The organism is Acidovorax sp. SUPP2825 (assembly GCF_030158995.1).
GTDB lineage: Bacteria > Pseudomonadota > Gammaproteobacteria > Burkholderiales > Burkholderiaceae_C > Paracidovorax.
Genome location: NZ_BQXK01000011.1, coordinates 166,703 through 179,037 on the forward strand (window position 1 = coordinate 166,703; position 12,335 = coordinate 179,037).

Annotated in this window: 10 protein-coding genes; 5 read left to right on the forward strand and 5 right to left on the reverse strand. The window is 67.6% G+C overall.

All coding sequences use genetic code 11. From position 1 onward, the window contains the following. Nucleotides 1–100 precede the first annotated feature (100 nt). Genes AVAK2825_RS15510 through AVAK2825_RS15520 form a run of 3 tightly spaced genes read left to right on the forward strand, consistent with a single transcriptional unit; the run spans nt 101 to nt 3,897 of the window. Nucleotides 101–1,159, forward strand: coding sequence for an AI-2E family transporter (locus AVAK2825_RS15510; protein ID WP_284400427.1), 1,059 nt, complete (start codon nt 101–103; stop codon nt 1,157–1,159). 42 nt (nt 1,160–1,201) lie between these two features. Continuing rightward, the gene (locus tag AVAK2825_RS15515; protein WP_284400429.1) at nt 1,202–3,460 is read left to right on the forward strand and encodes a diguanylate cyclase domain-containing protein; all 2,259 of its coding nucleotides are present in this window, start codon (nt 1,202–1,204) and stop codon (nt 3,458–3,460) included. Between the two features lie 56 nt (nt 3,461–3,516). After that, a complete protein-coding gene (locus tag AVAK2825_RS15520; protein ID WP_284400431.1) occupies nt 3,517–3,897 on the forward strand; it encodes a FlxA-like family protein in 381 nt (126 codons plus the stop codon). Nucleotides 3,898–4,036: 139 nt separating this feature from the next. Here the strand turns inward: AVAK2825_RS15520 and AVAK2825_RS15525 are convergent, their stop codons facing one another. From AVAK2825_RS15525 to AVAK2825_RS15540, 4 genes are read right to left on the reverse strand one after another with little or no spacing between them, the layout of a single operon-like run. After that, the gene (locus AVAK2825_RS15525) at nt 4,037–5,740 is read right to left on the reverse strand and encodes an ABC transporter ATP-binding protein (RefSeq protein ID WP_502870546.1); all 1,704 of its coding nucleotides are present in this window, start codon (nt 5,738–5,740) and stop codon (nt 4,037–4,039) included. Then, the gene (locus AVAK2825_RS15530) at nt 5,737–6,789 is read right to left on the reverse strand and encodes an ABC transporter permease (protein ID WP_502870550.1); all 1,053 of its coding nucleotides are present in this window, start codon (nt 6,787–6,789) and stop codon (nt 5,737–5,739) included. The genes AVAK2825_RS15525 and AVAK2825_RS15530 overlap by 4 nt, the downstream gene beginning before the upstream one ends. Nucleotides 6,790–6,817: 28 nt before the next feature. After that, nucleotides 6,818–7,855 carry a microcin C ABC transporter permease YejB gene (locus tag AVAK2825_RS15535; RefSeq protein WP_284400453.1) on the reverse strand — a complete coding sequence of 346 codons (1,038 nt, stop codon included), beginning with the start codon at nt 7,853–7,855 and terminating at the stop codon, nt 6,818–6,820. Between the two features lie 60 nt (nt 7,856–7,915). Next, nucleotides 7,916–9,748 carry an extracellular solute-binding protein gene (locus AVAK2825_RS15540; protein ID WP_284400454.1) on the reverse strand — a complete coding sequence of 611 codons (1,833 nt, stop codon included), beginning with the start codon at nt 9,746–9,748 and terminating at the stop codon, nt 7,916–7,918. 125 nt (nt 9,749–9,873) lie between these two features. On the opposite strand from AVAK2825_RS15540, the gene fabI reads away from it, so the two are divergent. Next, nucleotides 9,874–10,671, forward strand: a complete 798-nt coding sequence (gene fabI, locus AVAK2825_RS15545; RefSeq protein ID WP_272563819.1) for an enoyl-ACP reductase FabI — start codon at nt 9,874–9,876, stop codon at nt 10,669–10,671. Nucleotides 10,672–10,746: 75 nt separating this feature from the next. Then, nucleotides 10,747–11,622, forward strand: a complete 876-nt coding sequence (locus tag AVAK2825_RS15550) for a DNA ligase (RefSeq protein WP_272563820.1) — start codon at nt 10,747–10,749, stop codon at nt 11,620–11,622. A gap of 142 nt (nt 11,623–11,764) precedes the next feature. Here AVAK2825_RS15550 and AVAK2825_RS15555 read toward each other — a convergent pair whose 3' ends face one another. Next, nucleotides 11,765–12,325: a fasciclin domain-containing protein gene (locus AVAK2825_RS15555; RefSeq protein WP_272563821.1), complete on the reverse strand. Its 561-nt coding sequence runs from the start codon at nt 12,323–12,325 to the stop codon at nt 11,765–11,767. Between the last annotated feature and the right edge of the window lie 10 nt (nt 12,326–12,335).

The window sequence follows — 12,335 nt, forward strand, 5'->3', positions numbered from 1 at the left end:
GAACGCCCAGGAGCGAGCCCTACACGGCGTAAGCGCGTGTTCCTTCGCCGCCGTGTCACTGCGGTCGCTTACATTTCGTCATTATCCGTACCCCGCCTCTATGAACTCACCCACCCTTCAGAGCCGCACGCTGTTGCTTCTGCTCATCGCGGTCACTGTCGCGTTCTTCGCCATCCTGTGGCCGTTCCACGGAGCGGTTTTCTGGGGCGTCATCCTGGCAATCCTGTTCACGCCGCTGCACCGGCGCCTGCTGCGGCGCATGCGCGGGCGGCGCAACCTGGCGGCCCTGTGCACCCTGGGACTGTGCCTGGTGATCGTGATCCTGCCCATGACCTTCATCAGCATTTCGCTGGTCCAGGAGGCCGGGCTCATCTACGAACGCATGAAATCGGGGCAGCTCAACTTCGGCGCCTACGTGCAGCAGGTGCTGAGTGCCCTGCCCTCCTGGCTGCTGGGCTTGCTGGACCGCTTCAACCTGACGTCGGCTGCCGAGGTGGAGGCCAAGCTCTCGTCCGTGTCCGTGCAGGCCGGCCAGTTCCTGGCCACCAAGGCGCTGGACGTGGGCCAGAACACGCTGCAGTTCATCGTGAGCTTCGGCATCATGCTGTACCTGCTGTTCTTCCTGGTGCGTGACGGCAGTTCGCTGGTCAACCGCATCCGCCAGGCGGTGCCCCTCGACGAAGAGCACAAGCGCCAGCTGGCCAGCAAGTTCACCACGGTGATCCGCGCCACCGTCAAGGGCAACATCGTGGTGGCCGCCGTGCAGGGTGCGCTGGGCGGGGGGATCTTCTGGATCCTGGGCATCCAGGGCCCCATCCTCTGGGGCGTGCTGATGGCCTTCCTGTCGCTGCTGCCGGCCATCGGTGCCGGCCTGATCTGGGGCCCGGTGGCCATCTACTTCTTCGCGACCGGCGCCATCTGGCAAGGCTCGGTGCTGGTGGCTTTTTGCGTCTGCGTGATCGGACTGGTGGACAACGCCCTGCGCCCGGTGCTGGTGGGCAAGGACACGAAGATGCCGGACTACATCGTCCTCATCTCCACCCTGGGTGGCATGGCGCTGTTCGGGCTGACCGGTTTCGTGATCGGCCCGGTGATCGCAGCGCTCTTCATCGCCACCTGGGACTTGTTCTCGCAACCCGCCGATTCCCCGATAAAGTAACAGCGCAGCACCCGCCGGCCTCCGTGCCGGCCGCCATGCGCCATGCCCCAGATTTCGCCCCGTCGCCTCGTCCTGCTGGCCCTCGTGCTGTCGGCAGGCATCGGTGCGCTCTTCGTGCGGGCGATCCTCACGATCCGCGATGACGCCTGGTCGTACGCGCTGCACACCAACAGCAGCCTGGCACGCACCATCGAGCAGAACATCCAGCGCACCCTGAACGGCTTCGACTACTCGCTGGTCGGGGTGGCCAAGAGCCTGTCGGACCCCGGCCTGCCGAGCCTGAGCCCGCAGATGCGCAACACGTTCCTGTTCGACCATTCCCTGCACACGCCCGGCCTGGGTGCGGTCGCGGTGTTGGACGACAAGGGCAACGTAGTGATGCGATCCACCAGCCTGGAGCGCCTGAACCTCAACCTGGCCGACCGGGATTATTTCCAGGTGCACCAGACCAGCCAGCGCGAGGGGCTGTACATCGGCAACCCCATCCGGGGCCGGGTGTCGGGCTCGTACAGCCTGCCCATCAGCCGCGCGTATTTCCGCGACGACGGCAGCTTCGGTGGCGTCGTGGTGGGCACCGTGCGAATCGATTATTTCAAGGAGCTGTTCGCCTCCATCGATGTCGGGCCGATGAGCCGGGTCGAGCTGTGGAGCACCCGCGACGGCACCACCGTCGCGCGCTTTCCCTATGCCGAAAAGGATGTCGGGCAGCCCATGGACGACGCCGGCCTGCTCACGCGGCTGCAGACGGTCGACAGCGGCAGCTACACGGCGCAGGACCCGCAGGACCGCACCGAGCGGCTGCACACCTTCCGCCGCATCGGCAACTACCCGCTGGCGGTGAGCGTCGGGCAGTCGGCGGACACCATCCTGGCCAAGTGGCGCGCCAGCGCCAAGGTGCTGGGCGCTTTCGCGGTGCTGCTGATGGCCGCCTGCCTGGGCCTGTCCGCCCTGTTCGCGCGGGAGTTGCAGCGCCGCCAGGCCATCGCGGCGCAGCTGAAGCAAGCCGAGCACGACACGCGCACCATCCTGGACAACCTGCCTTCGATGGTGAGCTATTGGGACAAGGACCAGCACAACCGCTTCGCCAACCAGGCGTACATGGACTGGCTGGGCGTCTCGCGCGACCGCATGCCCAACGTGAAGCTGCTGGACGTGCTCGACCGGGGAACCTACGAACACGCGTTGACGCACATCCGGCAGGCGCTCAAGGGCCACAAGCAGGTCTTCGAGCGGACGATGCCGCTGCCCTCCGGCGAGGTGCGCCACACGCTGGTGTCGTACATCCCGGACAAGGAAGGCGACGAGGTGCAGGGCATCTTCGTGCAGATCGACGACCTGACCGACCGCAAGCGCATGGAAGACCTGCTGTTCGAGGAAAAGGAGCTGATCCGACTGACGCTGCAGTCCATCGGCGATGCGGTCATCTGCACCGATGCCGAGGGCTGCGTCACCTACATCAACCCGGTGGCCGAAAAGATGACCGGCTGGCAGGCTTTTCATGCCGCCGGATCGGACATCGACGACGTCGTGCCGCTGCAGGAGGCCGGCAGCGACAGCGGCTTGAGCCCCACCCGCAAGGCGCTGGCCGAAGGCCGGGCCCAGCCCTCGAAACGCGGCGTGGTGCTCCAGTGCCGCGACGGACGGCGCATCGACATCGAGAAATCGGTCAGCCCCATCACCGACCGGCACGGGCACGTCACCGGTACGGTGATGGTGCTGCGCGACGTGACCGAGGCCATGGAGATGTCGCGCCGCATGGCCCACCTTGCACAGTACGACGTGCTGACCGACCTGCCCAACCGCGTGCTGCTGCAGGACCGCGCCCAGCAGGCCATCGCGCACGCCCTGCGGGACGACCGCAGCCTGGCGCTGATGTACATCGACCTGGACGGGTTCAAGCAGGTGAACGACACGCTCGGCCACGATGCCGGCGACCTGCTGCTGGTGCAGGTCGCCCGCCGCTTCAAGGGCGCCGTGCGGCATTCCGACACGGTGTGCCGCCAGGGGGGCGACGAGTTCGTCGTGCTGCTGCCCAAGCTGGACAACGCCGACCAGGCCTGTCTGGTATCGCAAAAGATCATGGCCGCGTGCGAACCGCCGTTCGATCTGCAGGGCGAAGTTCGGCAGATCGGCCTGAGCGGCGGCATCGCGCTGTTTCCGCAGCATGGCCGCAATTTCGAGGAGCTGTCGCGCAGCGCGGACATGGCGATGTATGCGGCCAAGCGCGCGGGGCGGGGGCATTTTCGGCTGTATGCCGGGCCCGACCAGGAGCCCACCATCGTGCCGGCGGACAGGAAATGACGGAATAAACGCCGGCAAGGCCTACAGTTTCGTCCCCGACCGGCCGATACTCCTTCATGTCCCTGTCCATCTCCTCCGCCTCCAGCACCTCCACCAGCGTTTCGGGGGGCCGCTCTTCGGGCCAATCGAGCGGCGACATCGCGGCGCTTCAAAAGCAGCTCAAGGACCTCACGGCCGATCTCAAGCAGGCGTCGGCAGAAGCCAGCCAGGCGTCCGACCCCAACGACGCCAAAGCCAAGCAGCAGAAGCTGCAGGCGCTGCAGAACCAGATCCAGCTCGTGCAGCAGCAGATCGCAGCCATCCAGCAGGCCCAGCAGCAGGAGCAGCAGCAAAAGGCCATGGAAAAGGCCATGGAGCAGCAGCAGTCGGCCGACCAGAAGAAGACCCCGCCCGCCGCCTCCACGACGCTGGGCACGCAGGTCGATACCTTCGCCTGATCGCCGCACACGGCGCCCAGACAGACCGCACGAACGCGCGGCGCGACCCAACGCCTCATGCCTGCGATTTGCTATTTAATTGATAGCAATCAAGACAATCAATACCCCGGCATGGGGCCGAAAACACCCCCAATCCGGCTCAATCCACCCCCTCCAGCCCGGCCGCGGACACCAGCCGCTGGGTATAGGGATGCCGGGGTGCATCCAGCACCGTCTGCACCGGGCCCGACTCCAGCACCTCGCCGTCCTTCATCACGATCACGTCGTGCGCCATCGCACGGATGACGGCCACGTCGTGCGTGATAAGCAGGTAACTCAGCGAGCGCTCCTTCTGCAGGCGCTGCAGCAACGCCAGCACCTGCTGCTGGATGGTGACGTCGAGCGCGCTGGTGGGCTCGTCCAGCACCAGCAGCCGGGGGCGCAGGATGAGCGCACGGGCAATCGCCAGCCGCTGGCGCTGCCCTCCGGAAAACTCGTGCGGATAGCGCGCCAGCAGACCCGGGAACTGCGCGTCGGTCAGTCCCACGTCCTCCAGCGCCGACTCCACGCGCGCGCGGCGGTCGGCGGGCGGCAGTCCGGGCTCGTGCACCCGCAGGCCCTCGCCCACGATCTCCTCGACCGTCAGGCGCGGCGACAGCGACGAAAACGGGTCCTGGAACACCACCTGCACCTGCCGGCGCAAGGCCTGATTGGCCGGGGTATTGCGCTGGGCCGGCAGCTGCCAGCCCTGCCCTGCGATCCGCAGGTCGCCCTGGTACGGAAGCAGCCCCAGCAGCGCCTGCGCCAGCGTGGACTTGCCCGAACCCGATTCGCCCACCACGCCGAGCGTGCGGGCTGGCGCGATGGAAAAGTCGGCCCCCTTCACCGCCACGAACTCCCCGCGGCGGAACCAGCCGCGGATGCCGGGCAGCGGCGTGGCATAGGCCACGCGCAGCGCGTGCGCCTGCGCCGCGGGCACCGCCGTGGCCGAGGGCTCCGGCTCCAGCACGTCGCGTCGTGGCACGCTGCCGATGAGCCGCTGCGTGTACGCATGCTGCGGCGCGCGGAACACGTCCGACACCGCGCCGGCCTCCACCAGCACGCCGTGCTCCATGACCGCCACGCGGTCCGCGAACTTGCGCACCAGGTGCAGGTCGTGGGTGATGAGCAGCACGGCCATGCCGGTCTGGCGCTGCAGGTCGGACAGCAGGTCGAGGATCTGGCCGCGCAGCGTCACGTCCAGCGCGGTGGTGGGCTCGTCGGCCAGCAGCAGGCGCGGGCGGCTGGCCAGGGCCATGGCGATCATCGCGCGCTGGCGCTGCCCGCCCGACAGCTGGTGCGGAAACGCGTCCGCACGCCGGGCGGGTTCGGGAATGCCGGTGCTGGCCAGCAGTTCGACGGCCGCCTGGCGGGCCTGGGCACGCGAGAGCGCCTGTTTGAGCTGCAGCACCTCGGCCACCTGGTCCCCCACCGCCATGAGCGGGTTGAGCGCCGTCATGGGCTCCTGGAACACCATGGCGATGTCGCCGCCGCGCACACCGCGCATCTCGCGCTCGGACAAGGCCAGCAGGTCCTGCCCGTCCATCAGCGCCCGGCCGGTGATGTGTGCATCGCCCGCCAGCCGCAGGATCGACAGCGCGGTGATGGTCTTGCCCGAGCCCGATTCGCCCACCAGCGCGAGCTTCTCGCCCGCCGCGATGTCGAAGCCGACCCCGCGCACCACCTCTTTGTCGCCGAAGCGCACGTGCAGGTCCTGCACTTGCAGCAGCGGCGCCGACGAGGCGGCAGGCGAAGTGCCGGCCGAAGACGATGAAGCAGCAGAGTCTGGAATCGGCGCGGTGCCGCGCATGCGTGCGTCGCTCATGAATGGTCTGCCTTGCGGGGATCGAGCGCATCGCGCAGCGCGTCGCCCATGAAGGTGAGCAGCAGCAGCGTGACCACCAGCGCCGCGAATGTGAACAGCGAAATCCACCAGGCGTCGATGTTGTTCTTACCCTGGTTGAGCAGCTCGCCCAGCGACGGCGTGCCGGGCGGCACGCCCAGGCCCAGGAAGTCCAGCGAGGCGAGCGCCAGAATGGCCGCGCTCATGCGAAACGGCAGAAAGGTCACCACCGGCGTCATGCTGTTGGGCAGGATGTGGCGCCAGATGATCTGCCCGTTGGGCACGCCCAGCGCGCGGGCGGCCTTCACGTAGTCGAGCTGCCGGTTGCGCAGGAACTCCGCGCGCACGTAGTCCGACAGGCCCATCCAGCCGAACAATGACAGCAGCACCAGCAGCAGCCCCACGCTGGGGGCGAACACGGCGCTGAAGATGATGAGCAGGTACAGCTCGGGCATCGAACCCCAGATCTCGATGAAGCGCTGGAACGCCAGGTCGGTCTTGCCGCCGAAAAACCCCTGGATCGCCCCGGTGATGACGCCCAGCAGCACGCCCACCACCGTGAGCGCGATGCCGAACAGCACGCTCACGCGAAAGCCGTAGATCAGTTGCGCGAGCAGGTCGCGGCCCCGGTCGTCCGTGCCCAGCCAGTTCTGCGCCGTGGGGCCGGACGGGTTGGCCGACTTCGCGAAATAGTTCAGCGTGTCCGGACCGTAGGGGTTCAGCGTGTACAGCGCCCAATTGCTGCCTTGCTTCAGCCGCTCGCGGATGAACGGGTCCAGGTAGTCGGTGGGGGTGTCGAAATCGCCGCCGAAGGTCTTCTCGGGGTAGTCGTGCAGCATGGGCAGGTAGGTCTGCCCTTCGTAGCGCACGATCAGGGGGCGGTCGTTGCTGATCAGTTCCGCCACCAGGCTCAGGGCCACCAGCGCGCTGAACAGGATCAGGCTCCAGTAGCCCAGCCGATTGCGCTTGAAGCGGCGCCACGCACGGCGGCCAGGCGAGAGCGACGGGGCCACGGGCGCCGCGCCGCTCAGGGGACGGCCACCGGCCGGCTCGGGGGGGTTAGTCAAACTTGACACGCGGGTCCACCCATACGTAGCAAAGATCGCTCACCAGCTTGGTCACCAGTCCGATCAGCGTGAAGAGATACAGCGTGCCCAGCACCACGGGGTAGTCGCGCCGGATTACGCTTTCGTAGCTCAGCAGGCCCAGGCCGTCGAGCGAGAACAGCGTCTCGATCAGCAACGAGCCGGCGAAGAAGGCGCCGATGAACGCCGCCGGAAAGCCCGTGATGATGGGAATGAGGGCATTGCGGAACACGTGCTTCCACAGCACCTGCCGCTCCGACAGCCCCTTGGCGCGGGCCGTGAGCACGTATTGCTTGCGGATCTCTTCGAGGAAGGCGTTCTTGGTCAGCATGGCCGTTACCGCGAAGCTGCCCAGCACCATGGCCGTGACCGGCAGCGTGATGTGCCACAGGTAGTCCACGATGCGAGCGCCCCAGCTCATCTCGTCCCAGTTCGCCGAGGTGAGTCCCCGCAGCGGGAACCACTGCAGCTGCCCGCCGAAGATCACCAGCAGCGCCACGCCCAGCACGAAGCCCGGGATGGCGTAGCCCACCAGCACGATGAGCGTGGTGACGAAGTCGAAGCGCGAGCCCGCTCGCACCGCCTTGGCCACGCCGAGCGGCACGGCCACGAGGTAACTGATGAAGAAGGTCCACAGGCCCAGGCTGATCGACACGGGCAGCTTTTCCTTCACGAGCTGCCACACGTCCTTGTTCTGAAAGAAGCTGCGGCCCAGGTCGAAGCGCGCGAACTGCCCGAGCATCTGGAAGAAGCGCTCGTGCGCCGGCTTGTCGAAGCCGTAGAGCGCCTTGATCTGCTCCAGCCGCTTCGGGTCCACGCCCTGCGCACCCCGGTAGGCCAGGCCGCCGCCTTCGGCCCCGCCGCCGCCGCGTCCCATCCCGGCCTTGGACTCGGCCAGGTACTGCTCGACGGGGCCGCCCGGTACGAACTGGATCACCACGAAGGTCAGCAGCAGCACGCCCAGCAGGGTGGGCAGCATGAGCAGCACGCGCTTGAGGATGTAGGCGAACATGGCGGCGGTGGTGGGTCGGAAAGTGGGCGGGTCTGGGCGGTGGGCTGGTTGTCGAACGGATCAGCGCCGCGCGGGGTCCGGTGCCGTCTGGGGCGGCATGCGCGCCCACCAGGTGTCGATGGCCCAGGCCTCGCCCGTGGAATACGGCGGCAGCGTGGCCGGCCGCTCCAGGCGCCAGGCGTTGTAGACCATGCGGTGCGAAGGCGCGGTGTACTGGGGAATCAGGTAGTGCCCGTGCGCGATGACGCGCTCCAGAGCATGGCAGGCGGGCAGCAGCTCGTCCAGCGTCTTGGCCGACACGATGCTGCGGATCATCGCGTCCACGGCCTTGCTCTTCACGCCGGGGAAATTGCCCGAGTCTTCCGTGTCCGCCGCCTGCGAGCCGAACATGTCGGCCAGTTCCTGCCCCGGGTTGTTGGTGCCCTGGTACGCGATGGTGGTGATGTCGAAGTCGAACTTGCTCAGGCGCTGCTGGTAGAGCGCGAAATCCACCGCCCGGAAGTTCAGCGTGATGCCGAGCTTTTGCAGGTTGCGGATCCACGACGACAGCGACCGCACGCCGCCCTCGCTGCTGTCCAGGTACTCCAGCACCATGGCCTGGCCCTGCGCGTTGCGCAACGCGCCGTCCTTCACCTCCCAGCCCGCCTCTCTCAAAAGGGCCTGGGCACGGCGCAGGTTGTCGCGCAGCGTGGTGCCGCCCTCGGTGCGCGGCGGCGTGGTCATGGGTCCGAAAGCGCTGGCGGGAAGGCTCTGCCGCCAGGGCTCCATCAGCGCCAGTTCCCCGGGCGTGGGTGTGCCGCGGGTCTCGCACAGGGTGTTGCCGAACAGGCCGTTGATGCGCTGGTAGGCGCCGTAGAAGAGCTGGCGGCTCATCCACTCGAAGTCGTAGGCCAGCCCCAGCGCCTCGCGCACGCGGGCATCCTGCAGCAGCGGCCGGCGCGTGTTGAGCACGTAGCTCTGGAAGCCCGAGGGCAGCTTGTGCTCGAAGTTGCCCTTGACCAGCTCGCCGGTATCGAACTTGCGCCCCGTGACGCGGCGGGCCCAGTCGCCAGCGCTGAAAAAGCGCATGAGGTCGAACTCGCCCGCCTTGAGCGCCTCTAGCCGCGCGGTGTTGTCGCGGTAGATCTTCACCAGGATGCGGTCGAAATTGGCGGTGCCCTTGCGCACGTTGAGATCGCGCGCCCAGTAGCCGGGGTCACGCACGTAGGTGATGTCCTTGCCGAAGCGCACCGGACCGATCTTGTAAGGACCGCTGCCGATCGGGATGTCCATCACCACCTGATCGAAGCGCTTGGCCTTGCCGTTCTCCACGCCCCAGTCGCGGCTGAAGACCGGCAGCCCGCCCACCGTGAGCGGCAGCTCGCGGTTGGGGTGCTTGAAGCGGTAGCGCACCGTGCGGTCGTCGATCACGTCGATGCCCGCCACGTCGAACAGCGCCGTCTTGTAGGCCGGCGAGGTGTAGGGGCCCATCAGCGTGTCGTAGCTGAACTTCACGTCCTGCGCCAGCACCGGCTTGCCGTTGTGAAAGCGCGCTTCGGGCCGCAGGCGGAACACCACCGAGAGACCATCGGCGGCCACCTCCACGTCCTGCGCCAGCAGACCGTAGCCGGTGGCGGTCTCGTCCAGCGAGCCGGTGAGCAACGTATCGAACATCAGGTCCGACAGGTAGGCCGGCGAATTGCCCTTGATGGTGAACGGGTTGTATTTGTCGAAGGTGGAGACGCGCAGGTTGCTCACCAGCCGCAGCTCGCCGCCCTTGGGCGCGTCGGGGTTGACGTACCCGAAGTGGTCGAAGCCCGCAGGCATCCGGGGCTCGCCCCACAGCGCATAGGCGTGTCCCGCCCACACGGGCATCGCACTCCCCCACAGCAACAAGATCGGCCAAAGACGCATGCGACAATTCTGCACTACGCTGGCGGCGCCCCGACGGGTTGCATGTCACATGCCCCGGTGGGCCATCAGCGGCGCACGCGCCGCCGCCACGCCCCCAATCCCCCGCATTCCACAGGAGAAGAAACATGGGTTTTCTGACCGGCAAGAAGCTGCTTATCACCGGCGTGTTGTCCAACCGCTCGATCGCCTACGGCATCGCCCGCGCCTGCCACGCGCAAGGCGCAGAACTTGCCTTCAGTTACGTCGGCGAGCGCTTCAAGGACCGCATCACCGACTTCGCCGCCGAGTTCGACTCCAAGCTCATCTTCGATTGCGACGTGGGCAGCGACGAGCAGATCGACCGCATGTTCGCCGACCTGTCGCAGGCCTGGCCGAAGTTCGACGGCTTCGTGCACAGCATCGGCTTCGCGCCGCGCGAGGCGATCGCCGGCGATTTTCTCGAAGGGCTGTCGCGCGAATCGTTCCGCATCGCGCACGACATCAGCGCCTACAGCTTTCCCGCCATGGCCAAGGCGGCCCTGCCCTACCTCAACGAAAAATCGTCCGTGGTCACCCTGAGCTACCTGGGCGCGCTGCGCACGGTGCCCAACTACAACACCATGGGCCTGGCCAAGGCCAGCCTGGAGGCCAGCGTGCGCTACCTGGCCGAATCGCTGGGCCCGCGCGGCATGCGCGCCAACGGCATCAGCGCCGGCCCCATCAAGACCCTGGCGGCCAGCGGCATCAAGGACTTCGGCAAGCTGCTGGGCGTGGTCGCCGGCGCCTCGCCCCTGCGCCGCAACGTGACGATCGAAGACGTGGGCAATGCCGCCGCCTTCCTGCTGTCGGACCTGGCCAGCGGCGTGACGGCCGAGATCATGTACGTGGACGGCGGCTTCAGCCAGACGGGCGGCATCAGCCGGGAAAGCGCCGAGCTGTCCTGAGATTCAAGCCGAATCGGCCACCAGCGCATATTCCTCTAGGGCATACCGCTATTAAAATAATAGCAAAATAGTCCCATGCTTCGCCGCATCGCCATCACCGTCCTGCTGGTCTGCGGCGCGCTGCCGGCCTGGGCGCAACCCCCAGCGCCGGTATCGCCCGCCTCGCCGCCGCCCCTGCTGCTGGCCAACGTCTACCGCGCCGGGCTACCGCTGGCGGACTACTGGGTGAGCGAAAAGTACGACGGGGTGCGCGGCTACTGGGACGGCCACCAGTTGCACACGCGCGGTGGCGAGCGGGTGAATGCGCCCGCCTGGTTCACGCAGGGCTGGCCCGCGATCCCGATGGATGGCGAGCTTTGGGCCGGCCGGGGCCGCTTCGCCCAGGCGCAGTCCACCGTGCGGCAGCAGCGGCCCGACGATGCGGCCTGGCGCCACCTGCAGTTCATGGTGTTCGACCTGCCCGCGCAGGGCGGCCCGTTCGACGAGCGCCTGCCGGCATTGCAGACCGCCGTGGCGCGCATCGGCCATCCCTGGGTGCAGGCCGTGCCCCAGCAGCGCATCGCCACCGATGCCCGGTTGCAGGCCCTGCTGCACCGCACGGTGCGCGATGGCGGCGAGGGGCTGATGCTGCACCGTGGGGCATCGCTCTACCAAGCCGGCCGCAGCGACGATCTCATCAAGCTCAAGACCCATGAAGACACCGAGGCGCGGGTCGTGGGCTACGTGCCCGGCAAAGGCCGGCACCGCGGCCGCATGGGCGCATTGCTGGTGGAGATGCCCGGCGGCCAGCGCTTTCGGCTGGGCGCCGGCTTCACCGATGCGGACCGGGCGCATCCGCCGCCCCTGGGAAGCTGGGTGACCTACCGCTTTCGCGGCACGCACGAGGGCGGCCTGCCGCGCTTCGCCAGCTTCCTTCGCGTGCGCGAAGACATGCACGCCGCCGCACCCTAGCAGGCCTGGGGCCGGGCTCCCACGGAAAAAGCCGCAAGGCCCCCCTCCGGGGTGCCCTTGCGGCTTTCCTGGATGCATTGGGGCAAGGCCCGCATCGGCTGGCGGCCATCGAGTGCCAGCGATGCGGACCGCCCGGCGCGGCTTACTTGGGCAGCAGCACCTTGTCCACGACGTGGATCACGCCGTTGGACTGGTACACGTCGGCGATGGTCACCTTGGACGTGCCGCCCTTTTCATCCGTCAGCGCAATCGAGGAACCGCTGGCCTTGGCCGTCAACGTGCCGCCGGCCACGGTCTTCAGACTGGCCGAGCCCTTGCCGTCGGCAATCATCTTGGACAGCGCGGCCGCATCGACCTTGCCCGCCACCACGTGGTAGGTCAGGACCTTGGTCAGCGTGGCCTTGTTCTCGGGCTTCAGCAGCGTGTCCACCGTGCCGGCAGGCAGTGCCGCGAAGGCGGCGTTGGTGGGCGCGAACACCGTGAACGGACCGGGGCCCTTGAGCGTGTCCACCAGGCCTGCGGCCTTCACGGCCGCGACCAGCGTGGTGTGATCCTTGGAGTTCACCGCGTTGTCGATGATGTCCTTGGTCGGATACATCGGCGCGCCACCGACGGTCACTTGCGCGAAGGCGGGCATCGCGGCGGCAGACAGGGCGAGCGTGAGGCTGGCGGCGGTCAGGCGGGCATTCAGGCGAAAGGTCATGGATATCTCC

Bases quoted from the DNA above. Each gene is read 5' to 3' on its own strand.
- AVAK2825_RS15510 (WP_284400427.1), top strand. From the start codon at position 101: ATGAACTCACCCACCCTTCAGAGCCGCACGCTGTTGCTTCTGCTCATC.
- AVAK2825_RS15525 (WP_502870546.1), bottom strand. From the start codon at position 5,740: ATGAGCGACGCACGCATGCGCGGCACCGCGCCGATTCCAGACTCTGCT.
- AVAK2825_RS15520 (WP_284400431.1), top strand. From the start codon at position 3,517: ATGTCCCTGTCCATCTCCTCCGCCTCCAGCACCTCCACCAGCGTTTCG.
- AVAK2825_RS15535 (WP_284400453.1), bottom strand. From the start codon at position 7,855: ATGTTCGCCTACATCCTCAAGCGCGTGCTGCTCATGCTGCCCACCCTG.
- AVAK2825_RS15540 (WP_284400454.1), bottom strand. From the start codon at position 9,748: ATGCGTCTTTGGCCGATCTTGTTGCTGTGGGGGAGTGCGATGCCCGTG.
- AVAK2825_RS15515 (WP_284400429.1), top strand. From the start codon at position 1,202: ATGCCCCAGATTTCGCCCCGTCGCCTCGTCCTGCTGGCCCTCGTGCTG.
- AVAK2825_RS15555 (WP_272563821.1), bottom strand. From the start codon at position 12,325: ATGACCTTTCGCCTGAATGCCCGCCTGACCGCCGCCAGCCTCACGCTC.
- fabI (WP_272563819.1), top strand. From the start codon at position 9,874: ATGGGTTTTCTGACCGGCAAGAAGCTGCTTATCACCGGCGTGTTGTCC.
- AVAK2825_RS15550 (WP_272563820.1), top strand. From the start codon at position 10,747: ATGCTTCGCCGCATCGCCATCACCGTCCTGCTGGTCTGCGGCGCGCTG.